The 21,755-nt window shown below is 60.9% G+C and carries 22 protein-coding genes and 2 pseudogenes; 11 read left to right on the forward strand and 13 right to left on the reverse strand.

Annotation, left to right across the window (positions count from 1 at the left end; genetic code table 11):
* Positions 1-383, forward strand: a pseudogene (locus LGR44_RS14770) (ATP-dependent zinc metalloprotease FtsH); the annotation flags it as partial.
* Positions 384-1,189: 806 nt separating this feature from the next.
* Here the strand turns inward: LGR44_RS14770 and LGR44_RS14775 are convergent.
* The 5 genes and pseudogenes from LGR44_RS14775 to LGR44_RS22040 form a co-directional block, all read right to left on the reverse strand.
* Positions 1,190-1,564: a hypothetical protein gene (locus LGR44_RS14775; protein ID WP_226741478.1), complete on the reverse strand. Its 375-nt coding sequence runs from the start codon at positions 1,562-1,564 to the stop codon at positions 1,190-1,192.
* Between the two features lie 88 nt (positions 1,565-1,652).
* Entirely contained in the window at positions 1,653-1,994 is a 342-nt protein-coding gene (locus tag LGR44_RS14780) for a hypothetical protein (RefSeq protein ID WP_226741479.1), read from the reverse strand.
* 44 nt (positions 1,995-2,038) lie between these two features.
* Positions 2,039-3,430, reverse strand: a complete 1,392-nt coding sequence (locus LGR44_RS14785; protein WP_226741480.1) for a fused MFS/spermidine synthase — start codon at positions 3,428-3,430, stop codon at positions 2,039-2,041.
* 154 nt (positions 3,431-3,584) lie between these two features.
* Positions 3,585-4,223, reverse strand: a pseudogene (locus LGR44_RS14790) (M20/M25/M40 family metallo-hydrolase); the annotation flags it as partial.
* Positions 4,205-4,624 (reverse strand): PA domain-containing protein, encoded by a 420-nt coding sequence (locus tag LGR44_RS22040; protein ID WP_226741482.1) that lies wholly within the window; start codon positions 4,622-4,624, stop codon positions 4,205-4,207. The pseudogene LGR44_RS14790 and the gene LGR44_RS22040, both read right to left, overlap by 19 nt.
* A 618-nt stretch (positions 4,625-5,242) precedes the next feature.
* Here LGR44_RS22040 and LGR44_RS14800 point away from each other — a divergent pair.
* The gene (locus tag LGR44_RS14800; protein ID WP_226741483.1) at positions 5,243-6,160 is read left to right on the forward strand and encodes an amidoligase family protein; all 918 of its coding nucleotides are present in this window, start codon (positions 5,243-5,245) and stop codon (positions 6,158-6,160) included.
* Positions 6,161-6,199: 39 nt separating this feature from the next.
* On the opposite strand, the gene LGR44_RS14805 is transcribed toward LGR44_RS14800, so the two are convergent.
* Complete coding sequence (locus tag LGR44_RS14805; RefSeq protein ID WP_226741484.1) at positions 6,200-7,369, reverse strand: MBL fold metallo-hydrolase; 1,170 nt, start codon at positions 7,367-7,369, stop codon at positions 6,200-6,202.
* Between the two features lie 130 nt (positions 7,370-7,499).
* On the opposite strand from LGR44_RS14805, the gene LGR44_RS14810 reads away from it, so the two are divergent.
* Together LGR44_RS14810 and LGR44_RS14815 are read left to right on the forward strand one after the other, a co-directional pair.
* Positions 7,500-8,333 (forward strand): aldo/keto reductase, encoded by an 834-nt coding sequence (locus tag LGR44_RS14810; protein WP_226741485.1) that lies wholly within the window; start codon positions 7,500-7,502, stop codon positions 8,331-8,333.
* A gap of 309 nt (positions 8,334-8,642) precedes the next feature.
* Positions 8,643-9,863: a multidrug effflux MFS transporter gene (locus tag LGR44_RS14815; RefSeq protein WP_226741486.1), complete on the forward strand. Its 1,221-nt coding sequence runs from the start codon at positions 8,643-8,645 to the stop codon at positions 9,861-9,863.
* Between the two features lie 176 nt (positions 9,864-10,039).
* Here the strand turns inward: LGR44_RS14815 and LGR44_RS14820 are convergent, their stop codons facing one another.
* The 5 genes from LGR44_RS14820 to LGR44_RS14840 all read right to left on the reverse strand — a co-directional run bounded on the left by LGR44_RS14820 (position 10,040) and on the right by LGR44_RS14840 (position 13,078).
* Entirely contained in the window at positions 10,040-10,615 is a 576-nt protein-coding gene (locus LGR44_RS14820; protein WP_226741487.1) for a L,D-transpeptidase, read from the reverse strand.
* Positions 10,616-10,768: 153 nt separating this feature from the next.
* Positions 10,769-11,479 carry a DnaJ domain-containing protein gene (locus LGR44_RS14825; RefSeq protein ID WP_226741702.1) on the reverse strand — a complete coding sequence of 237 codons (711 nt, stop codon included), beginning with the start codon at positions 11,477-11,479 and terminating at the stop codon, positions 10,769-10,771.
* On the reverse strand, positions 11,479-12,207 hold the full coding sequence (locus tag LGR44_RS14830; RefSeq protein WP_226741488.1) for a vWA domain-containing protein: 729 nt from the start codon (positions 12,205-12,207) through the stop codon (positions 11,479-11,481). Before LGR44_RS14830 ends, LGR44_RS14825 begins: the two co-directional genes overlap by 1 nt.
* A 230-nt stretch (positions 12,208-12,437) precedes the next feature.
* On the reverse strand, positions 12,438-12,680 hold the full coding sequence (locus LGR44_RS14835; protein WP_226741489.1) for a hypothetical protein: 243 nt from the start codon (positions 12,678-12,680) through the stop codon (positions 12,438-12,440).
* 155 nt (positions 12,681-12,835) lie between these two features.
* A complete protein-coding gene (locus LGR44_RS14840; protein ID WP_226741490.1) occupies positions 12,836-13,078 on the reverse strand; it encodes a helix-turn-helix transcriptional regulator in 243 nt (80 codons plus the stop codon).
* Positions 13,079-13,196: 118 nt separating this feature from the next.
* On the opposite strand from LGR44_RS14840, the gene ybaL reads away from it, so the two are divergent.
* From ybaL to LGR44_RS14870, 6 genes are all read left to right on the forward strand, one after another.
* A complete protein-coding gene (gene ybaL / locus LGR44_RS14845) occupies positions 13,197-15,128 on the forward strand; it encodes a YbaL family putative K(+) efflux transporter (protein WP_226741491.1) in 1,932 nt (643 codons plus the stop codon).
* A 140-nt stretch (positions 15,129-15,268) separates the two neighbouring features.
* Entirely contained in the window at positions 15,269-15,517 is a 249-nt protein-coding gene (locus LGR44_RS14850) for a hypothetical protein (RefSeq protein WP_226741492.1), read from the forward strand.
* 214 nt (positions 15,518-15,731) lie between these two features.
* Positions 15,732-16,910: an acyl-CoA desaturase gene (locus LGR44_RS14855; protein ID WP_226741493.1), complete on the forward strand. Its 1,179-nt coding sequence runs from the start codon at positions 15,732-15,734 to the stop codon at positions 16,908-16,910.
* Positions 16,911-17,089: 179 nt separating this feature from the next.
* On the forward strand, positions 17,090-17,710 hold the full coding sequence (locus LGR44_RS14860; protein ID WP_226741494.1) for a 3'-5' exonuclease: 621 nt from the start codon (positions 17,090-17,092) through the stop codon (positions 17,708-17,710).
* A 148-nt stretch (positions 17,711-17,858) separates the two neighbouring features.
* Positions 17,859-18,905, forward strand: coding sequence for a DUF808 domain-containing protein (locus LGR44_RS14865; RefSeq protein ID WP_226741495.1), 1,047 nt, complete (start codon positions 17,859-17,861; stop codon positions 18,903-18,905).
* A 90-nt stretch (positions 18,906-18,995) separates the two neighbouring features.
* A complete protein-coding gene (locus tag LGR44_RS14870; protein WP_226741496.1) occupies positions 18,996-19,586 on the forward strand; it encodes a dioxygenase family protein in 591 nt (196 codons plus the stop codon).
* Positions 19,587-19,624: 38 nt separating this feature from the next.
* On the opposite strand, the gene LGR44_RS14875 is transcribed toward LGR44_RS14870, so the two are convergent.
* A complete protein-coding gene (locus LGR44_RS14875; RefSeq protein ID WP_226741497.1) occupies positions 19,625-19,846 on the reverse strand; it encodes a hypothetical protein in 222 nt (73 codons plus the stop codon).
* Between the two features lie 382 nt (positions 19,847-20,228).
* On the opposite strand from LGR44_RS14875, the gene LGR44_RS14880 reads away from it, so the two are divergent.
* Positions 20,229-20,966, forward strand: coding sequence for a GGDEF domain-containing protein (locus tag LGR44_RS14880; RefSeq protein ID WP_226741498.1), 738 nt, complete (start codon positions 20,229-20,231; stop codon positions 20,964-20,966).
* Positions 20,967-21,022: 56 nt separating this feature from the next.
* Here the strand turns inward: LGR44_RS14880 and LGR44_RS14885 are convergent, their stop codons facing one another.
* On the reverse strand, positions 21,023-21,595 hold the full coding sequence (locus tag LGR44_RS14885) for a peroxidase-related enzyme (protein WP_226741499.1): 573 nt from the start codon (positions 21,593-21,595) through the stop codon (positions 21,023-21,025).
* Positions 21,596-21,755 lie beyond the last annotated feature (160 nt).

Below are 21,755 nucleotides of genomic sequence, written 5' to 3' on the forward strand. Positions count from 1 at the left end.
TCTCGCCGGAGCTGGGCACGGTGGCCTATGGCGAGAACCAGGAGGAGGTGTTCCTGGGCATGTCCATGGGGCGCCAGCAGAACATCTCGGAGGCCACCGCGCAGAAGATCGACTCGGAGGTGCGGCGCCTGGTGGAGGCGGGTCTCAACGACGCGCGGCGGATCCTAACGGAGAAGCAGCAGGATCTGGAGGCGCTGGCGAAGGGCCTTCTGGAGTACGAGACCCTGTCGGGGGACGAGATCCGCAACCTTCTCGACGGGCAGCCGCCGATCCGCGACACCGGCGAGAGCGTCACCGCCACCCGCGGCTCCGCCGTCCCCACCGCAGGACGCGGAAGGCCGGAGGCCGTCGATGGCCGGCTGCGGCCGCAGCCGGAAGGCTGATGCAATAGTCACGAACCAAGGGGCGTGCACCGCAAGGCGCACGCCCCTTCGATTTTACATTCCGAAGATCAGCGTCGGCGTACTCCGCTCAGCCGCAAGGGCGGTCTCCACGCTGCCGCCTTAAGCTTGGCCCGAGCAGGCTGGTTCATCGATCGAGATCGCCTGTTCCACAGCTTGCGGCTCGTCTGCATTCCGGTCTGCGGCATGGACCTCGTGCCAACGTGGACCAGGGCCCCGCATATAATGTAGCTCCGGCCGATAGGGGTCTCTGACCTCCCGAATGATCTCCCGCAACCCATCGCCCAGATATCCGAAGAGAGTCGTGAACATCGGTGCCGTCTCCCGTTGTCGGCCAGTCGGAAAAGGCCCTCTGGAACATCATCGATATCCGTGAGAGTGCCGACCCAAGCCGTGACATTCCCGTTCCCAAGTCGCGGGTGCCGAGTAGAAGATGCTTGCTCCGAAAGCTGCTTGAGGTGCGCCTGAGCACATGGACAGGGTGCAAGAGCCAAGTGTTAGGGATTACCTCCTTGGGTGAAAGGCCGGGCAAAAGCCATGATGTCGACCGGGTATCGCTTGCGGCTCACATTGGGGCCGGCAATGTGCTCGGGAGGCGTGACCGTGATATTGGACGACGTGGACAGAAGAAGGAACCGATACCCAACTTGGCCGTTAGGATTACGACCTTCACGATGTTCCCTCTGGATGAACTTGGGGCCTGACAGACAACTCTGTCAGGCTTTTTCTTTCGACTTCCGAATCCCTCGGCCTTCAACCTCGATGGGGCTCGACGATGTCGGCGACCCTTATCGCCTCCGGAGGCGTTCGATCGCATCCCGATGCGCTGCGGCGTCGACTCCGTACAGGCCGGCGAGCCGCTCGATCTCGGCCTGCCTCTCCTCGGAAGAGAGGCGGGGAGACAGACTTGAAACAGCAGCGACGAATGAGGCGCCCGCCAGCACAGGATCGCGTCGCATCGCCGTCTGCTCCTGCTCTTTCTTCAGATCCGCCTGGCGCTGCTTGTAGGTCTCCAGAGGTCCGAGTGCGCGGATAGCCCGATTCCGCAGGGCCGGAGCAGAGAGACCATGCTCTTCGGCAATGTCGGAGAGACTCTGGTCCAGATCCTCATCGGAGAGGAGCGCCTCAGCAAGTTCTTCAATGGCAGGAACAAACGGGTCCATCTCTAACCTCATCTGATCTCGTTCATCATCTAACAGACGCGCACCCGTTCGGTTCACGACCGACTGATCAGGCCGAGACCCGGGACTGCTAACGAGACTTCGTCCGGTTGCTCTCCTCACCAAGGGCTTGGTGGAGTGCGAACAGATTTTCAAAAGCTCTATAGGCCAAACGGTAAAGATCCGGACAGGCGGCAACAGCCGGATGACCCGCCAGATGATCGTCGACGGCTTTCATTAGAACCGAGGCGGAATGACTGGCTTCGGGGAGAGCGTGCGGCATTCCGTTCAGGAGGGTCCTCATGCGCTCGCGGCGAGTTGCCTCGATAATTTCATCAGGATCTGGCTGGAGCATTGATTTTCTTTCCTGACGGGCACTTCCGCCGACTCGTGCTGGTTTCCATCCCATCTCTATCGGCAAACCGTTAACCATACATTCCTGCAGGAATCATCAGCGCCGAAACGGTTCGTTCTGGGTCAGTAATCGAGAAACGACCGGTTCCGGTTATCCGTGTAGATCTCATATGGCTCACCCTCGTGCCCGCCTCCGAGGTAAAGCACACTTGCGACGCTGCCGACTTGGGTCTGCGGCAGGACATGGCGGCTGACAAAGGGAAAGACGCTGCGAATGGTTGCATCGATGCTGCGGCTGAAGCGATCCTCAAAGGTGGGCGAGGTTATGACGTTCATGATCACCCGGCCTCCTGGGGCAAGCGCTTGTTCGACCGCCATGAATGCTTCGCGCGTGATAAGGTCCGGCGGCAGGTTCAAGCGGTTCGTGAAGGCATCGAGTACAACAACGTCGTAAGTCTGATTGTTGCGCCGCAGAAATGCGCGGGCGGATTCGGGCACAAAGGTCTTGTTGGGAGTGAGAGGCCGGCGCAGAAAATGCTCTTCGCTTACCTCTCGAAGTGCGGGGTCGATATCGACATAGGTGTAGGTGTTGACGCGATCCTCAAGGCCGATGGTGAACCCTCCAGCGCCGATCACGAGAATGCGGTGAGGCCGAGCCGGGTCCAGCTTCTCGAGTACCTCCTTCTCAATGAATTTCACGTAAGCGAAGCGGTGTTCAGGATGAGCCGCCACCTTGGAGGACGGACTGTTGTTGATCACCATAAGGCGGCTGTTCTCTGCAGGATTGGTGACCACCCGCACCTCGCTGTAGAGATTGTTGCTGACGATCCCATAGGCCTGCATCACCGCCGGGCTGTTGATTGCCACGATGTAGAGGCCGAGTGCGCCGGCAGCCGGAACAAGCTTGTTCCGGCTCTCCGTCCGCCAGCCGATGAGAGCGGCGAGCAGCACCAGAAGCCCGAGGGTAAATGCCACTGTGATGTGGACCCCCAGGAAGGTCATGAACACGAGGGTCGACACCACAGAACCTAGAAACGACCCAAAGGTAGACAGGAACAGCATCAGTCCCGTGGAGCGCGGCAGGCTGCCCCCGGTCGAGCAATAGGCAACCAGCGGAATGGTCTGGCCCATGAGGTAGATCGGGTAGACCAGGAACAGGGACGTATGGGCTGCTGCCTGGGCAAGGCGATGTGTCAGTCCAATTCCATCAAGGATCTGGAAGAAGGTTACCAGAAAGGGGTGCGACAGGCCGAAGCTGAGGATAAGCGAAGCAACGAGCAGGTTGCGGGTGAGCCGCCGGCGGATGCCTGCCTCGTCCCCGGAAGCGAATTCGGCCCGTCCTCCGGCCTCGTAGCCGAAGGCGAGGGGCAGGAGGACCGCCGCGATGACGATGGCGACCGTGTCTGTCGCATTGCCCACGTATGGCGTGAGTTGGCGGATGGCGAGGAGTTCCACCGCGAGGACGGCATAGCCCTCAATGGCAACTGCACCGAGCAAGAGCGGGGAGGAAAACATGAGTGGTCATGAGCCTTTGGACATTGGGCTTTCGAAACCGGAACGATGCGCGAACGGCCGACAGCCTAGAACCCGCCCACCAAGCTCGCAAGCTGGCGGAATGAAAGGCGAGGCCGGAGGTGCCTATCGGAATGCTTACGCGGCGCACCCGATCTTAATGCGGCGGGGGAGTGAGGCGGCGTAGAGCGGACGTGAGGGCATCGGTGATTTGCTCCAGCACCTGTCGATCGACATTCTGCTCCGTATCGCAGGCCTTGTGATAGCAGGGGTCGAAAGGCTGTCCCGCAGTGCCGCCGAACCGCTGAGCATGAGCGGCATCCTTCGTGCCACCCGCTCCCGTGAACAGGCTGACCGTCGGGATGCCCTTGGTGGCAAAAGATGCGTTATCCGAGCTGAAGCCTCGAGGAGAGCCGATCCGCTCCTCCACGGGGAGGTTGTTCTCTCTGAAATAGTCGGTGAGAAACCCCACAGTGCTTGCCACGAAGGCGTTATTGGTATCCTGCGTGAGCTGAATGAAGCGCCCGAAATTAGGGGAGCCAACCATGTCCAGGTTGATGTAGAGCACGATGCGGCGGCGCTCTTCCTCGGAAAGGGTATCCAAATGGTGCCGCGAGCCGAGGAGACCGCGCTCCTCTGCGCCCCAAAAGGCGAACCGGATCGGCATGTCCGTTGCAGGCTCGCCCGCAAGCCGCAATGCTGCTTCCAAGACGGCTGCCGAGCCGCTGGCGTTGTCGTTCATGCCGGGACCCTCCGATACGCTGTCGAGGTGAGCTCCTACGACAACGAGGGAGCCGTCCGTCTTACCTCGCTCTGCCGCACATTATGCGTGGAACGGGTTCCCGCCTCTGCATCGATCCGCAAGCGGACCTCGATGCCGTTTGCCTCCCGGCCGGCCACAGCGAGCTTGCTCCCGACCTCTGTCGTTACACCGAGTACTGGGACTGCGGCTGGGGTCGTCAATGTTCCAGTAAAGGCCCCGGTCTGCCCCTCGGTTCCTTGGTTCATGATGATCACGCCAGCCGCTCCGGCTGCTTGGGCATGTTCGACTTTGGCTTGAAATGGACATGTTCCGCGCCGGATGAGCGCGATGTTTCCCCGTGCAAACCCTGCAAAATCCTCCTGTCGACAACCACTGGTGGACGGCCGCGCGGGTCCTTCATCCAAGTCCAGGGCGACCTCCTGGAGACGAGCCATCACGTCACCCGAGCCGGAGTTTCGCAAGGTCCGCAGCGCCTCCGGTGGGGGCGTGTAAGACCCTGGACTGGTGAGATCGGCTGCGAGAACTGGCGGAGACCGCTCTTTGAAGAATGGGAATGTGAATTCCTCGAGCTGGACCGTATAACCTGCACTGCGAAGCTGATCCGCGACGTATTCGGCCGACCGGTCGTAGCCGGAAGTCCCCGCTGCCCTGTTGTTCCCATTCGCGGCCGCGATTCCCTGCAAGGCCTGGATGTGGCGAAATGGGCCACCCTCGAGTCCGGAAGCAGGGCGAACGTCTGCTCGAACCGCGACTGGGCCACAATGCAGGAGAATGGCTGCGGTCAGTATTCGGCAGGTACTGAGAATGAGGGGCAATACGTCCTTCCCGGCGCAGGCAACGCACGTTTGGTCCTAGGCTCAAGGAAAATGGTAAGCCTTCCCAAGGGCTAAGTACATCGTCGGCGATGTCACATGGGTGTGAAGAGCCTCGGTGCTAAAGGCGCCGAACGCGTGCGGTCGAGCCGTGGCTGCGAGGACGCGAGAAACTGAAATTCTATCCATCCTGCTCGTCGACCGTTGCTATTCGGCCATGCCATTCCCAAATTCCTGTCGATGCATGACATTGCCCTTCTGCCTGAGGCGCTCAATCCCCCGATCCTGAAACGGGCGGATGGAAAGCTGCGGCAGGTGGGCCTGGAAATCGAGTTCCTAGGAGCGAGCGTCAGCGGCGCAGCACGGGCCATTAGCCGTAACTTCGGCGGATCCGTCGAGGTAGAGGATCCCCACGCTTTCAGAATCTGCGGCTCTCGGTTGGGCGACATGTCGATCGAGATGGATCTCCGGCATATTCATCCTGAGCGTCATCCCAACCTACGTCCGAGATTGAACCGCTATGCCGCTGCATGGCTCGGCACTGTCATCTCTCCATTCGTTCCGCGCGAACTCATCACATCGCCCATGCCCGTCACGCAGCTTCCAGAGATGGACGAAGTCGTCCAAACTCTGAGGGAAGCCGGCGCTCGCGGTCGGGGAGCCGTGCTCCTGGATTCCCTTGGATTGCACCTCAATATCGATCCGCCACGTCTCGATGTGGCCACGATAACGGCCTTTCTGAAGGCACTGCTCCTCGTCGATAGGCGCCTTCGACGGGAAACAGCGCGCGGAAGTGTTCGGCTTACTCTTGCCCTCCCGCCCGAGTATCCCAAGGCCTATGTGCAGCGCGTGTTGTCTCCGGATTACTGGCCCGATCTCACGCGTTTCACGGCGGACTACCTGGAAGCAAACCCGACCCGGGACCGGGCTCTCGATCTCCTACCGCTTCTCACCTACCTTGATGAGGAGCACGTTCGCTCGGTCCTCCCCCATGAGAAGATCAACCCGCGACCGGCCTTTCACTACCGCCTGCCGCAGGCTCACCTGAGTGACCCGAACTGGAGCATTCTTCCTGATTGGGAGCGCTGGCTCATCGTGGAACGTCTCGCGGCCACTCCCGACCACCTTTGGGAAGCCGGCAAGGCCGAGGCAAGCTGACCGCCAGCTCGCGGAGTCTGAGACAGTCAAACCTGCGCCCTAGGAGCCTGCCCAGACCTGTCCCGGACGCATGGCGATGAAGCGGCGAGGAGAGATGCTCAAGTTCTGCAGCGCAGCGGCAAGGTCCCGCAGCGGTTGGTCGACCGCCTCGTTCGTCATCTTGAAGGTTCCCCAGTGGAAGCCAAGCGCATACTTGGCCTTGAGAATGCGGAAGGCCCGAACGGCATCTTCCGGGTTCATGTGCTGTGGTGCCATGAACCAGCGCGGCTCATAGGCGCCAATCGGCAGAAGGGCTATGTCCAGGCTCCGATGCCGTTCGCCAATTTCCTGGAAGTGCCGACCGCCGCCGAAGCCGGTATCGCCCGCGAAGTAAATGGAGCGGCCTGCGCTGCGCAGGACAAAGGAAGCCCAGAGAGCATGGTTCCGGTCGTTGGTGGCTCGTGCCGACCAATGATGGGCAGGCTTAGCGAATACCTGAAGGCCGGGCGCGAGCTCGATATCTTCACCCCAATCGAGAGCCGTGACCTCAACTCTCGGATCATGTGTTCGGATGATGGTGTCATTTCCGAGCGGAGCCACAATTCTCGGCCGGTCGCGCTGCCAGAGACGTACAAGGGTGTGAACGTCCAAGTGATCGTAGTGGTTGTGCGAGATGAGCACCGCATCGATGGGAGGCAAATTGTCGAAGGAGATGCCGGGTGGATTGTATCGTCGTGGGCCGGCGAACGGCACCGGGCTGGCTCGCTCCGACCAAATGGGATCCGTCAGGATGTTTCGGTTGCCTGTCTGGATCAGGAAAGTAGCGTGTCCCACGAAGCTGATACGAAGATCGTGCTTTCCTACGCGGGGCGGTGGAACGTCCTGGAACGGGCTCGGGTAGTCCTCCGGCCAAGGCTCGGAACGCTCGGATAACCGCCAGCGTAGGAAGTCGCCAAAGCCCCTGGGGCGATCCCCACCAGGGTTGAAGAAACGGCGCCCATCGAAGTGGTCGCTCAATGGGCCCTTGTAGTAGAAGCTGCCCGGATTGGCGCGAGCGGTCGACGTGGCGCCAAGATACGGAAGCGCTGCAGCCAGCGTGAGGAAGTGTCTACGGGATAGCACGCGTTGTCCTCCTACCGGGATTCTGGTGCGGCAGCTTGGCTTAGGAAGCCGGTCCACGTGAATATTCCAAAAGGCTCCTGCGCACCAAATGCCGATGAAATCGAACATCGCATCATGTCTTTGCCGGCAGTGCCGAGATCGTCCACAATGGGCCGGCTGATCACGAATCGCGACGGGCCTGCGCCCGCCGGGCGTCTTTGCAGGTCGCAATACGCGGTCCGCAACCAGGGGAGCCAGCGTGAAGGAAATCGTGCTGACGGATGGTGAGGCTGTTCCGGTGCTCGGGCAGGGGACTTGGCAGATGGCCGAGGATGCCAGCCGGAGGAGGGAGGAAATCGAGGCGCTGCGCCTCGGTATCGACCTCGGGATGTCGCTCGTCGACACGGCGGAGATGTATGGCGAAGGGGCTGCAGAACAGCTCGTGGGCGAAGCCATCGCCGGACGGCGCGATCGGGTTTTCCTCGTCAGCAAGGTCTATCCGCACAATGCAAGCCATGACGGTGTCATTCGGGCCTGCGAACGCAGTCTCAAGAGGCTGGGAACGGACCGGCTCGATCTCTACCTCCTGCATTGGCGCGGGGGAGTTCCGCTTGAGGATACCGTTGCCGGATTCGAGGAGCTGCGCCGTTCCGGCAAGATCCGGCATTGGGGCGTCAGCAACTTCGACACAGGCGACATGGAGGAACTGGATCAGATCGAGGGTGGCGCCCGCTGCGCCACCAACCAGGTGCTCTACAACGTGACGCGACGCGGTCCGGAGTTCGATCTGCTGCCATGGATGGCGGATCGCCGGATGCCGCTGATGGCCTACAGCCCCATCGAGCAGGGCCGGCTTCCGTGGTCTGGCACGCTGCAGGCGATCGGAGACAAGCACGGAGCCAGCCGGTTTCAAGTTGCCCTTGCATGGCTGCTTCAGCGCGGGGGCGTGATCGCCATTCCCAAAGCGGGTACCTTGGCCCACGTAAGGAACAATCATCGCGCTCTGGAGATCAAGCTCGACCTGGAGGATCTGCAGGCGATCGACGCGAGGTTCCCGCCCCCGGACCGTAAGCGTCCCCTTGAGATGATCTGACCCGCTCATGGGAACCGAGGCACCCTGAGGTCCAGATTGCGACAAGTGGAGCGAAGGTATCGCAGAGGACCCTGCTTCCAGCCACGGGACACCGCTAGCACAAGCAGCCTGAGCCGGCCTTCCGTTTTCACTCCTCGGGCTGTCGCATCCCTCCTGCCGCTGCAGCCGAAGCATGGTAGCATTGCGTCGGTTGCGCAAACTTGCGCTACCATTGCGCCGTTTGCGAGCTAGGTTGTGTGACGGGAATGAACCTCCAGAGGCTCTGTTCTCCTCATCGGCGGAAGCCATCCTGCGGAATGTCCGGAAGTTATGACCCAAATCAGCGCCATCGCGACACCGTCAGTCGCCAAGCCTTCCTTTATCGCGCTGCTAATTGCCGTATCAGCGGTGAGCCCGCTCGGCATCAATATGTATCTTCCTTCGATGCCTGGCATGGCACGGGCATTCGGGGTCGATTTCACCACGATCCAGCTGACCCTTTCGCTCTATCTTGCCGCCATGGCGCTCGGGCAGTTGATCATCGGGCCGATATCGGACCGGTTCGGCCGACGTCCTGTGCTGCTGATCGGCCTCACCGTCTTCATCATCGGCTCTCTCATCTGCTTCCTGGCGCAGAATGTCGGCCTCTTGATCTTCGGTCGTGTCGTACAAGCCATGGGCGGCTGCGCAGGGATCACCCTCAGCCGTGCCATCGTCCGCGATCTCTACGGGCGGAATCAGGTGGCTAGCATGATCGGCTACGTCACCATGGGCATGGCGGTCGCGCCCATGGTCGCGCCGACCATCGGCGGTCTTCTCGACACGTTTTACGGGTGGCGTGCCTCCTTTGCCTTTCTGATCGCATTCGGCGGTCTCGCCCTGCTCTTCGCCGCTTGGCAACTCCCCGAGACGAACCACAACCGCGGCTCAGGGGGCGCAGGCCGCGAGCTTCTGTATAGTTATTCCATTCTCTTTCGCTCCCGCCTGTTCTGGGGCTACACGCTCGCCGCCAGCTTCATCTCGGCGGTGTTCTTCGCCTTCCTGGCAGGTGCACCCTTCGTGATGATCGAGCTGATGGGGCGGAGCGCTGCGGAGTATGGGTTCTATTTCGCCCTCGTCCCCGGCGGTTACATTCTGGGCAACTTTGCCTCCGGTCGGTTCGCCGCCCGGGTCGGTCCGAACAGGATGATTCTGGCGGGCACGTTCATGGCTCTGGCCAGTGTCGCAGCCATGGCCGTGATTTTCGCTGTCGGGTTCATGCATCCGGCGGCCTTGTTCGGCCCTATGTTCTTCATCGGCCTGGGAAACGGATTGGTCCTCCCGAGCGGGATTGCGGGCGCCGTGAGCGTCAAGCCGGATGTCGCGGGCGCAGCGGCCGGCTTGTCAGGGAGCCTTCAGATCGGGTTCGGTGCGCTCGTAGCTCCCTTGATCGGTGCTACACTCAGCACCACCATATGGCCGCTGATCGCCATCATGACAGCCTGCTCATTGCTGGCGATCGCCTCGTTCGGCTTGGTCGCAGGGCAGCACAGGCCAGAGGCTGGAAACTGAGCGGGGATTTCGTCGATTTTGGCTCGCCATTACCTTGGCCGTTCCAGGCAGGCACTCCTCGAGCCTCTCGGCAATTGCGTTCAGGTCTCAAGTTGAGGCGTACTCATTCCAGCAGACGCCTTCCGGGTCAGGGCTGGATCGCCGCAAGAAAGACGCCTGCATTTCGATCGTGTTCTTCATGGACGCCCAGGGATTTCCCGCCGTTGGCGAGTTGCGGAACCCCCCGCCATGATTCCATCGGTGAGTGGGTCGAAGCTCGTGAGACGGCTGTAATCGCGTCCGGCTCCGTATCCACCCCGTAAGGCCGTTCCAATCGGATCGACGCCGGTGATGACGATCCGAGTGTTGTCGGGTCCCTCCGCCATGACGAGGTTGAAAAGGATCCTGGCATTTCCCGGCGATAACCGAATGCAGCCATGCGAGGCCGGTGAGCCCAGGCGGCTCGTGGCATGGCTTCCATGGATGGCGTGCCCGGCATCGGTGAAGAAGATGGAATAAGGCATGGGAGCGTTGTCCCACTCCCTGGAATAGTGCTGCTTCACCAAGCGTGAGGGTGTGAATGCGCCGGTGGGCGTCGCATAATCAGCCATGCCGGTCGACACAGGCCAGGAATACCGTTCCTCTCCATCGACGGAAACCGTCATGCGCTGGGCCGTCTTATCGATAGAAATGGCGATCTCGGCGCCAATCCCCGGGGAAGACAGGACAACCATTCCGACAAACAAAACGACAGATGAGGTCGATCCTCGCATCAGCCTGCCTCCGCTTGGTGTCCGGGGTCTCCGATGAGGAGCCGCACAAGGATGACGACCATCAAAGGCTAAGGTTCCAAGCCGGTCGAACCCACAGGTCCCCTGCATGGTGCCGGTGAGCCAGAAAGGAGGGCAGGTGGCGTGCAGTTCCGCTTATGAACTGCGGGAGCCGAGCAGGACCTCTTTGGCCTGGTTCACTCGGGCCGCGAGATAGGTCGAACCTCCCTGATCAGGATGGAGCTTCTTCATAAGGGTCCTGTGTGCCTGCCGGACCTCGTCGGGACCGGCACCCGGCTGAAGCCCCAGGACTTGGTAAGCCTCCTCGCGCGTCATGGCGCCGGATGAGGATTGAGCCGCCGAATGCGCCTTCTCCTCGCTCTGGCTGCTTCCGCGCCAATCTGGAAACCTGCGGTCAAGATAGGCCTCCAGGAGACGGGCGCCGTCCGTGTCCTGAGCGCGGCACTCGGTCAGGAGGTGCAGCAGGCTGGCTTCATCGAGCGAGTCGAGCCGCTGCCCCGCGAAGACGCCGGCGAGCACGGAACCGTCCATGGCCCCCGTATCGTGATCGAGTTCCATCTCAATCATGCTGGAGCGGACCCGGGAGGTATTGCCCGGCGACGGCTGTGCCGATCCGCTCGCACCTGAGAAACCGAGGCCGCTCCACCCGAGGAGCCAGGCTCCAAGACTTGCGAGGAGGAGGGCCATGTCGATCCGCCCCCTGAACCCGAGCAGCGCGGCTGCCCCAAGAGCCATGATGCCGCCGGTCACCTTGAGAAGCTTTGCGAGGCTGGCCGTATTCGCCTGCGCAAAGTTGCTCAGGAAGAACAGCAGAATGGCAACGGCGGCGATGCCGTAGAGCAGCATCACGGTTTGCGTCCGGTCATTGCGGTGAAGAGACCGCGAGCCTGTTCGCTGCTCGGCGCCAGCCGGGTCAATCCTTCGACGCCGCTCGTGGCGTAAACGGCAGCAGCGCGCAGAAGCGCGGAGAGGGTCTGCGGCGCCCCCGCATCGAAATGCGCATAAGCCCCACCGGTCAGACGGGCGATCTCCTTGAATGCCCGGGCTGCGTCAGGATCCTGCCCCTCATGGAACATGAATGCCTTGATGCCGAGGAGGCCGAGCTCACCCGCGACGGCGCAGAGATCATCGATGGGCTCTTCCATGGCATCTCCGACATAGACGAGCACCTTCAGCGGGGCCTTGCCTGCTTCTGCCCGAACGTGACGGAGCACGCGCCCGATCTGGGTCTGGCCGCCCCGGCAGCTGATCTTCGTCATGAGATCGGTGAGGGCGCGCGGGTCTGCGACCCAGCGGGAGGAGCGACACTCGTCGAAACCTCTGAAATAGACCAATTGGACCGAGAGGCCCCCTGCATGGCTCGCTGCTGCGAACATCTCACTCTGGACACGGCAGGCGAGATCCCAGGTGGGTTGCCGGCTCATCGTGGCATCGAGAGCAAAGACGAGCCGCGCCCGGGGTGCGCCGCTCTCCAATGGTCCGAGACGTTTCGCCTCCGTCAGGAAGGAGTCGATCATGGAATCCGGACTGCCGATGATCGAGGACGACCGGGTGAGATCCTTCTTGTCGGGCATGATACCTCCCTTGGCCTATGATGTGGGTTTTGGGGGAGGGATTGCAAATCCGGACCAGGCTAAGGCGCAGCTTTTCCTCATCGGGGTCGGCCTCTGCTGCACCTGGCTCATCGTGTCAGCGGGGCCTGGCCGACACCGAATGCGGCTGTCGGTACTCCACGTCCAAGGATCCGAAAGCCAGGCGGTGGAGGCGCCGCCTCCGGAGGCTCCTTAAAGTGTTTTCGTGGACGTCACAGGTTCAGGATTGGCAAGGCCTTTGCGCTTCCATGGGCCTGAAGGTCGAGGCCATGTTCCCGAACCTCTTCATCCGTAAGTTCACGTAGCGTTTCAGCGTGCGAGTTCGGTCCCGCCGCCTTCTCGGCGACGAGCTCGGCATCCCGTTCGTCCTTGGCGACCACCACCAGAGGTGCGGTCTTCGACTTTCCGCTCCCTGGATGCGCCACCGTTACAGTCACGCCAAACCCCTTGTTCATCCACGTACACCCCTGGCATCTCGACCACAAACCATATGGCACCAGCCCATTCGATAGACGGCCAATCCCCTGGGCAGGTTCCAAGCCGCCGCGATCCGGTTAGCGTCTGCGGTTGCCGTTTGGAGAGTGGTTCGTCCCTGCGAGGCGGGTTCCTGCTAGACGACAGGCTTCTGGAGCCGCACTCCAGGGCCGGCTTCTCCCGACGGGATCAGCAGCGCTCCGCCGCTTTCCAACGCTGCGACGACCTGGGCTGCCGTTCCTGGATGGAGGCAATGCCGACCGTTCTCGAAGTCACGGATGGTGCTGCGCGACACGCCTGCATTCCCGGCGAGCTCCTCTTGGGTCCAGTCCAGGAGACCACGGGCGGCTCGGCATTGTTCAGGCGATAACAGCGGCATTGAGAATGCTCTTGCATTGGCGCACCAAGGTCGCCCATTATGGTTGAGATTAGGCCGGCTTGGCGCCGTGCGCAAGGCGCCGCCATAAGTGCCTTACATCTCACGCGATCGGGAGCGCATGCCGCATCACACGCCGCTCATCACCACCATTGTCGTCGGCCTTGGTCTGGCATTCATCCTCGGGGCTGTGGCCAACCGGCTGCGCATGTCACCGCTGGTCGGCTATCTCATCGCAGGCATCCTGATCGGGCCGTTTACCCCCGGCTATGTGGCGGATCAGGGGCTGGCGCTGCAACTGGCGGAGATCGGTGTCATCCTGCTGATGTTCGGTGTGGGTCTCCACTTCTCGGTGGCGGACCTGCTGTCGGTCAGGGCTATCGCCGTTCCCGGCGCCCTGGGCCAGATCGCGCTTGCGACATTGATGGGACTAGGGCTCGCGCTGCTCCTCGGCTGGACCGTGGGGGCAGGGCTTGTGTTCGGTCTGGCGCTCTCCGTTGCCAGCACCGTCGTGCTGCTGCGAGCCATGCAGGAGAGGCGGCTGATCAAAAGTAATCAGGGCCGCATCGCAGTAGGGTGGCTCATCGTCGAGGATCTGGCGATGGTCCTCACATTGGTCCTCCTTCCTGCCATAGCCGGGTTCTTGGGTGGGCGCAGCGACATGCAGACGTCGCAGGTCGATCTCGGCGGCCTCGCCAATTGGCTCAACTTGGACACCATTTGGGGCACCCTGGCCTTCACGGTTCTGAAGCTCGGGGCCTTTGGGGTCGTCATGCTCGTGGTCGGGCGCAGGGTGATACCCTGGATGCTGCACTACGTGGCGCATACAGGCTCGCGCGAGCTGTTCCGGCTGTCGGTACTCGCAACAGCGCTCGGCGTGGCCTTCGGATCGGCGGAGCTGTTCGGGGTTTCCTTCGCTCTGGGGGCGTTCTTCGCCGGAATGATCATGGCCGAGTCCCAGCTCAGCCACCAGGCCGCGCAGGAGACGCTGCCGCTGCGCGATGCCTTTGCCGTGCTGTTCTTCGTATCTGTCGGCATGCTGTTCGATCCGAGCATTCTCCTGCGCGAGCCTGTGGCGGTCTTGGTCACGGTTCTGATCATCGTCGTCGGCAAATCCATTGCCGCGTTCCTGATCGTCAGGGCCTTTCGCCATCCGCTCAGCATTGCTCTCACGATCTCTGCCAGCCTGGCGCAGATCGGCGAGTTCTCCTTCATCCTCGCAGGGCTTGGGATCTCGCTAGGGCTTCTTCCAGAGGCAGGACGGGATCTGATCCTGGCCGGGGCGCTCCTGTCGATCCTGATCAACCCCTTGTTCTTCTATATGGCCGACCGGATCAGCCTCAGGTTCGAGGAGAGGGAACGGGCAGGTGGCCCGGCGAGGTCCGCTACGGACCACCAAGTGCATATCGCCGAGCCAGTCGCGCCACCGCCGGTGCCGGAGACCGAGTTTCCAAGGACAAATCTGCGCGGGCACACTGTTTTGGTGGGTTACGGTCGTGTCGGGAGCCTCGTCGGGCAGGCCCTGCGAGAGAAGGGGTCTCCTTTCCTCGTTATCGAGGAGCGCCAAGAGGTGGTGGATCGTCTACGTGCGGAGGGCATCGAGGCCATACACGGCGAAGCCGGACAGCCCGGCCTCCTCGAGGCGGTCAACTTCGCGGAGGCCAGCTACTTGATCAGCGCCATTCCAAGCCCCTTCGAGGCAAGCAATCTGATCCAGACGGCCCGCGCCGCGAACCCCGATCTGCAGATCATTGCCCGAGCTCACAGTGATGCCGAGATCGAGCACCTCTACAAGTATGGCGCCAGTCTGGTGATCATGGGTGAGCAGGAAATTGCGCGTGGCATGCTCTCCGCGATCCTGGGCTCCCGATTCGGGTCTGGCAGCGAGCCCCCGGACGAGGCACGCACCCGGAGCGTTTCCGGATCATCGCTCGACGCATTCGAGACGGCCCAAACAGAACCCGGAAACAAGACGGAAGACGACATGGAAGAAAAGACGGATCCTGAGGGATCTGGTCTTCCTGCATCCTCTCGTTCTGAAAGCCCCCGGTGATCCTGCTGAATACCGGAGTTGCGCCATTTTTCCCGACAGGGGTGTATGGAATGGATCCGGGTCACCAGAAAGCGCGGCCTGCCTTGATTCTGCCTCACCCATTCGTAGCCTGATGGGATGGCTTAGGGCGAAAGGAACAGATGAGTACACTCACCCTTCTCGTTGATGATCGAGAGTTGAGTACGATCCGCGCTGCGCTCCTCCTCCTGCAAGAGCAGGCCGATATGCTTCCCGAAGATCTCGCGGAGATGGTACGGGAAAACGGACCTGCATTGACCGATACCGAAATTAGGCAGCTCACCAGCCGCCTCGCCGGGCAGCCGAAAGAGTTCGGCGACAAACCTCGTGAACAGCCATCAGACTTCGGAGCCCTGTTCGAGATGAGATGAAGCGCTGACGCTGCCTTCGCTCCCCAATAAGGGCAGAGAAGCCCTCGCATGTCTGGGTCGGCGGCATATATCTTGTGCAGGAACTGCAGGGGCGGCCGTTAGGCCGCACTGAATGAAGCTTTCCCTAGCGATAGTTTAGAGATAAACGATTCCGTGCATTGAGGCTCTGGCGGCTAATGCCAAGCCGACCACTTACCAACAATATGGATTCAGTATGAGTTCTGCGACATCTCCCAAGCAGCGGCCGCAGGAGGATCATCACGACCATGACGATATCGTCTACCCGCAGACCATCCCCTTCATCCTCGTTCACCTGGCTTGTTTCGCTGCCGTCTGGACTGGTGTGACCTGGGAGGCCGTGGTCATCGGCATCACGCTCTATTGGGTGCGCATGTTCGGGATTACGGCTGGCTATCACCGCTATTTCTCTCACCGTTCGTACGCGACAAGCCGTGCCTTTCAGTTCATCCTCGCCTGCTTGGCACAGAGTACGGCCCAGAAAAGCGTTCTGTGGTGGGCCGCCAAGCATCGGCACCATCATCTGTTTTCGGATACGGAGCACGACGCACATTCGCCCAGGCACGACGGCTTCCTTTTTGCCCATGTGGGCTGGATCTTTTCGCGCAGGCATGACACGGCGGATCTCGTGAAGGTCGGGGACTTCACGAAGTACCCGGAACTCATGTGGCTTCACAAATACGAGCTGGCGCCCGCTGCCGTGCTCGCCTCGATCACCTTCTTGGTCGGTGGCTGGCCGGGACTTGTGGTCGGTTTCTTCTGGAGCACGGTGGCCGTCTATCATGCCACCTTCTGCATCAACTCGCTCGCTCATGTGCATGGCTCGAAGCGCTACGTGACGGGCGACGACTCCCGCAACAACTGGCTTCTCGCCTTCTTTACGATGGGCGAAGGCTGGCACAACAACCACCATGCGTACCAGGCGAGCGTGCGCCAGGGATTCCGCTGGTGGGAAATCGACCCGACCTTCTACATCATCAAGGTGCTCTCTTGGGCTGGCATCGTATGGGATCTCAAGAGCCCGCCAGAGGCGGTGCTCAGGAACGAGCAGAGGCTCGGCTCAAGGGTGATCGACCGGGCGGCCGGTGATCTCGTGGCCACCTTCAATATCGAAAGCATCTCTACCAAGCTGAACCATGCTCTCGAAACCACCCCCAGCTTGGCAGATCTTCGGGCAAGATTGTCGGCTGCGGAGAACAAGGCGCACGAGGTTCTGGTGCAGGTGCAACTGCCCCATCTTCCCACCAGGGAGGAGGTTTGGGCGCGTGCCGCGAGCATGTTCGCGAAAACACGCTCCCTGGACGATATCGTTGAACGGGCGCACCGGATGATCCTGGAAGCGGTAGGAACCCGGTTGGCCATCGCAGGACATTGATGGAAAGAACGAAAAGGGCCGCATTATGCGGCCCTTTTCATAGCGAGGCCCGCGGTCGGGATGCGTCATTCCCACCATAGCCCAGTCATTCCGCAGGCGGGCTCTTCAGAACTCCGGCCATGGCGCCGAATGCTGCGCGTCCCGGAGAGCGAAACTGCTGTGCATGTGCAGAGTTATGAATGCAGATGCAGCGGAATGCGCTTGTGACTCATCCGGCCGATATCGTCTTTCTTGATTTTGAAGCGTCCTCCTTGGGAAAGCACGGCTATCCCATCGAAGTCGCCTGGGTTTTCGCGAGCGGCGGTGAGGAGAGCCACCTCATCAGGCCGCATTCGTCCTGGACCGACTGGTCTGCGGAGGCTGAGGCCGTTCATGGAATTCCCCGTCAAGTACTGATGGAAGAGGGTATGCCGCTTGAAGAGGTTGCCCAGCGTATGACCACGGTCCTCACGGGGCGCGCTCTTTATGCGAGCGCTCCCTCATGGGACGGCCAATGGCTCAGCAAGCTCCTGCGCGCGGCCGGCTTGCCTCGTCACTCCCTCCGGCTCCAGGATACCAGCCTTGTACAAAGGGAGACCGTATTGGGCGTGCTGCAGGCCGCAGAAGTGCCGGCGGACCGTCACGAGGGCATCCTTCAGGACATCCTGGCACAGGTTGAACGCTGGGACGATCAACAGGGCCCCCCGGCTCACCGGGCGCTCGCCGACGCACAGCGCGAAAGGCAGCTCTGGAACAAAGTTCGCCTTCATGCACAGGAAATTGTCGCTTCGGGCATCCTTCGCGAGCCTGCTCCTGAATAGTCGAGGCTGTCGCTGCGCCGGATCGTGCGGTCTCCTGGGAAGAAGACCTGATCGAGAGGAACCGAATATTGGCTGGAGCCGAAGTGGTGAAATATAGCTGCTCCTGCGGCTTGGGCTATGTTTCGACTTTGATCCGACGGGGGCACTCATGAGCGTAGGCTTGATTGCGTTGCTGGATGACATCGCCGGTCTGGCGAAGGTCGCAGCAGCCTCCTTGGACGATATCACCGCACAGGCCACAAGGGCTGGAGCCAAGGCAGCGGGTGTCGTCATAGACGACGCTGCCGTTACGCCCCGCTATGTTGTAGGCTTTACCGCGGCGCGTGAATTACCGATCGTCGGCAAGATTTCCCTCGGCTCGCTAAAGAACAAGTTGCTGTATCTTTTGCCGGCAGCCCTCGTGCTGAGTCTGCTCGCGCCTTGGGCCATCACCCCGCTGCTGATGTTCGGTGGAGCGTACCTTTGCTACGAAGGAACGGAAAAGGTCTACGAAGCGCTTTGGCCCCATCATGCCCACGAGCATGAGAAGGCGGTCGCGGCGGTGGACCCGAACCCGCAGAAGTTCGAGGATGAAAAGGTCAGGGGCGCGATCAAGACGGATTTCATTCTCTCCGCTGAGATCATGGCGATCACCTTGGCGACGGTTCCCGAAGCCCCTTTCTGGATGCAGGCTCTGGTGTTAGCCGTCGTCGGCGCGGGGATCACGGCGCTGGTGTACGGCGGCGTCGCTCTGATCGTGAAGGCGGACGACGCTGGGGTCGCGCTTGCCGGTAACAGTCGGCCGGTCTCCAGCCTGCTGGGGATGCGGCCGCGAGGGCTGGAGAGCTCTTCTCGATCCTACGCCGATCGCATGACGGCGCCTCTGACACAAGGGCTGGGCCGAGGTCTGGTGCTGGGAATGCCGGTGTTTCTCAAGGTCCTCGGCGTCGTGGGAACTGCAGCTATGGTGTGGGTCGGCGGCGGCATCTTCGTCCACGGCCTGGAAGAATATGGCCTCCCAGCGTTCGGGCACGTCATCCATTCCATGGCCGAGGCCGCCGCTCATGCTCTTCCGGCCGTGCAAGGAGCCGTGGAGTGGCTCGTTTCCGCAGCCGGCTCAGGCCTCTTCGGCCTTCTGGTCGGGGCCGCCATCATCCCGGTCCTGCAGTATGTGGTCATGCCCATCCGGAGAAAGCTGCAGAGGAAAGCGGCCTAACGGCTGCGACCTTGGCGTGTACGGCTGAGCTTGGATAAAGCCTCTCGCTGCGCAATAATGCAGCACAGCATGTCGGAATGGAGTCGCATCATGTCACCGACCCGCCGCACGATCTTGACCGCTTTTCTCGCAGCCCCCGCCCTTTCGGTCTTGGGAGATGTTCCCGGCCTTGCCCAAGGGGAGCAGTTGTCATTGCCGCGAACGCCCGCCTGCGATGATGAGCATGAGCTTACGACAGCGCAGACCGAGGGGCCGTATTTCAAGCCTGATGCACCCCTGAGGCACGATCTGGTGTCTCACTCTCCTGTGGCGGAATCCATCATCATCGCAGGCTTCGTTCTCGACACCGCTTGCCGGCCGGTACCGGGGGCGCTTGTACAGGTCTGGCATGCGGACAGCACTGGGGCATATGACAATGCCGGTTACCGGTTCCGGGGCTTCCATTATGCCGACGAGAGAGGACGCTGGTGGTTCTCGACCATTGTTCCCGCCGCCTATCCAGGGCGGACCCGGCACTATCATTTCAAAGTTCAGAGGCCTGGAGATCGTATCCTCACCACGCAACTCTACTTTCCGGATGAGGCGCTGAACCGAAGGGACCGATTGTTCGACGAACGATTGCTGCTCCGACTCCAGAAAGCAGCCGACGGCAGGTTCGGGCGGTACGACTTCATCGTCTGAGGGTCGAAGGGGCGTGAGTGCAATTTCTGAGAGCCGGGCTACTGCACCTTCTGAAAGATATCCGAGCCCGTGATGCGTACACAGACGAAATGGCGGTATCCCTGTTCGTACGAAGCCTTACCCTCCTGGTCCAGCTGGTCGGGAACAGCCTTGGCGACAGCCGCCTCGCACGCCTCCTTGGTCTTGTGAATCTCATCGCCCACGACAAGAGCGGTTGGACCATTCAGCGCGTACAACATCACCACAACTGGTGCCCACATGGATGCCTCCCTGAGATTGGTGTGGGCGCACCCTAGCGAAAGGCTCCGCCTGGGAGAACTGTCAGAGTGAGGTCATGGTGAACGGGTGCCGCGTATCTGCAGGCTGATCGTAGATTCCAAATCGGCAGCGTAGCTCGCAGATTGATAAGATTCTCCATTAATCTTCCAAGCAGCACAAGGTTGTAGTGTCAAACGAGGGCAGGCACACTTCACATGCTGTTCGACATGAGGGCCATGTCGAACAGCATGTGAAGCAGACCGGTGCAACAGACTTCGTGCAGTGAAAATGTGTTCCCCTTCTAAGTTGGCAGTGGGCGTCAAACACCACCGGTGGAACCGGAGGCGGACTGCTCAGGATCTCTTTGTCGTCGTATCGGCATTCATGATTCTCGCCTGGGTGGCTTATGAGATCCAGATCGTGAGCGCTCTCGAAGGCGAGCTACGGTCCGACAAGCGCATCGATCTCTACGAATCGACGCTCCTGGGAGCCTTTCTGTGCGGATGTCTGTGGATCTTCGGCTTGCGAAGACTGCGCGATCTCCGTCGTGAGATGACGAGGCTTGCAGAGGCCGAGAAACGCGCGGTCGAGGCCGAGTCTCAGGCGCGCCGGGATCATCTGACGGAACTTGGCAATCGGATCGTGTTCGATGAAAGCCTGTCTGCTCTGACCGCAGAGGGCGAAGCGGCGGCCCTGATCTTGCTCGATCTGAATCATTTCAAGCAGATCAATGACAGGCTGGGCCACCCGGTGGGAGACCGAGTTCTCAAGATCGTCTCGCAGCGGCTACGGTTCAGCACGCGCAAAGGTGATACATTGAGCCGCCTCGGTGGAGACGAGTTCGCTCTTATCGCATACGGACTTTTCGACGCCAATGCGGGCTCCGGGTCGGCCAGGCACATTGCCGAGAATATCATTCGTGCCATCGATCAGCCGATGAACGTCGGCGGGCATTCCATCACTACCGGCGTTTCCATTGGAATAGCGTACTATCCACAGGACGGCAGAACTCCCCAGGAGCTGTTCGAGAAGGCCGACAAGGCGCTTTATGCCGCAAAAGAGGCGGCTCGAACGGAACTGCGCTCTGTCTATAGGATTGCTGCGGAAGCGAACCTCTGTTGATCGGGTAGCCTAACGTTCGTCTCGCGGAGTCGGCTCGCCTCGTTTCTCGATGACGATCAGCCTCGCCCCAATCCATAGAATTCTGGATTCGGCCGCATGCTGGTGACATTCGCAAGCCGGTTCGACATGGCAAAAAAGGCTGCAATTGCAGCGATGTCCCAGGCATCCTCCTCAGTGAAGCCGTGGGATTTCAGCGTTTCGATTTCCGCATCCCCTACGGCGTAGGCCTCGAGCGCCACCCTCATGGCAAAGTCGAGCATCGCCTTCTGCCTGTCCGTGATGTCAGCCTTTCGATAATTGATAGCGACCTGATCCGCGATCAGAGGATCCTTCGCCCTTATCCGCAATATCGCACCGTGGGCTACAACGCAGTACTGACACTGGTTTGCGCCGCTCGTCGCGACGACGATCATTTCACGCTCGGCCTTGGACAGATTGCCGGGTTTCTCCATGAGTGCGTCGTGATAGGCAAAGAAGGCTCGGAACTCGTCAGGACGACGAGCAAGGACCAGAAAGACATTCGGTACGAAGCCGGACTTTTGTTGAACTGCAAGAATCCGTTCACGAATATCGTCTGGGAGTTCGGCGATAGCGGGAACCGTAAATCGACTGACCGGACTGGACGTCAAGATGATATCTCCCAATGGATAGCTCGAGGGAACACCGCGAAACCTTGGCTGTTAGGAACGACCCGGCCTAGAATATGGCACCGCGACCATGTTTCATATTATCATAGCTCACTTGGACCTCGGACGAAACGTGCTCTAACGTCTTCAGGATTTCTGGGAG

It is taken from the genome of Microvirga lenta, assembly GCF_020532555.1.
Taxonomy (GTDB): Bacteria; Pseudomonadota; Alphaproteobacteria; order Rhizobiales; family Beijerinckiaceae; genus Microvirga; species Microvirga lenta.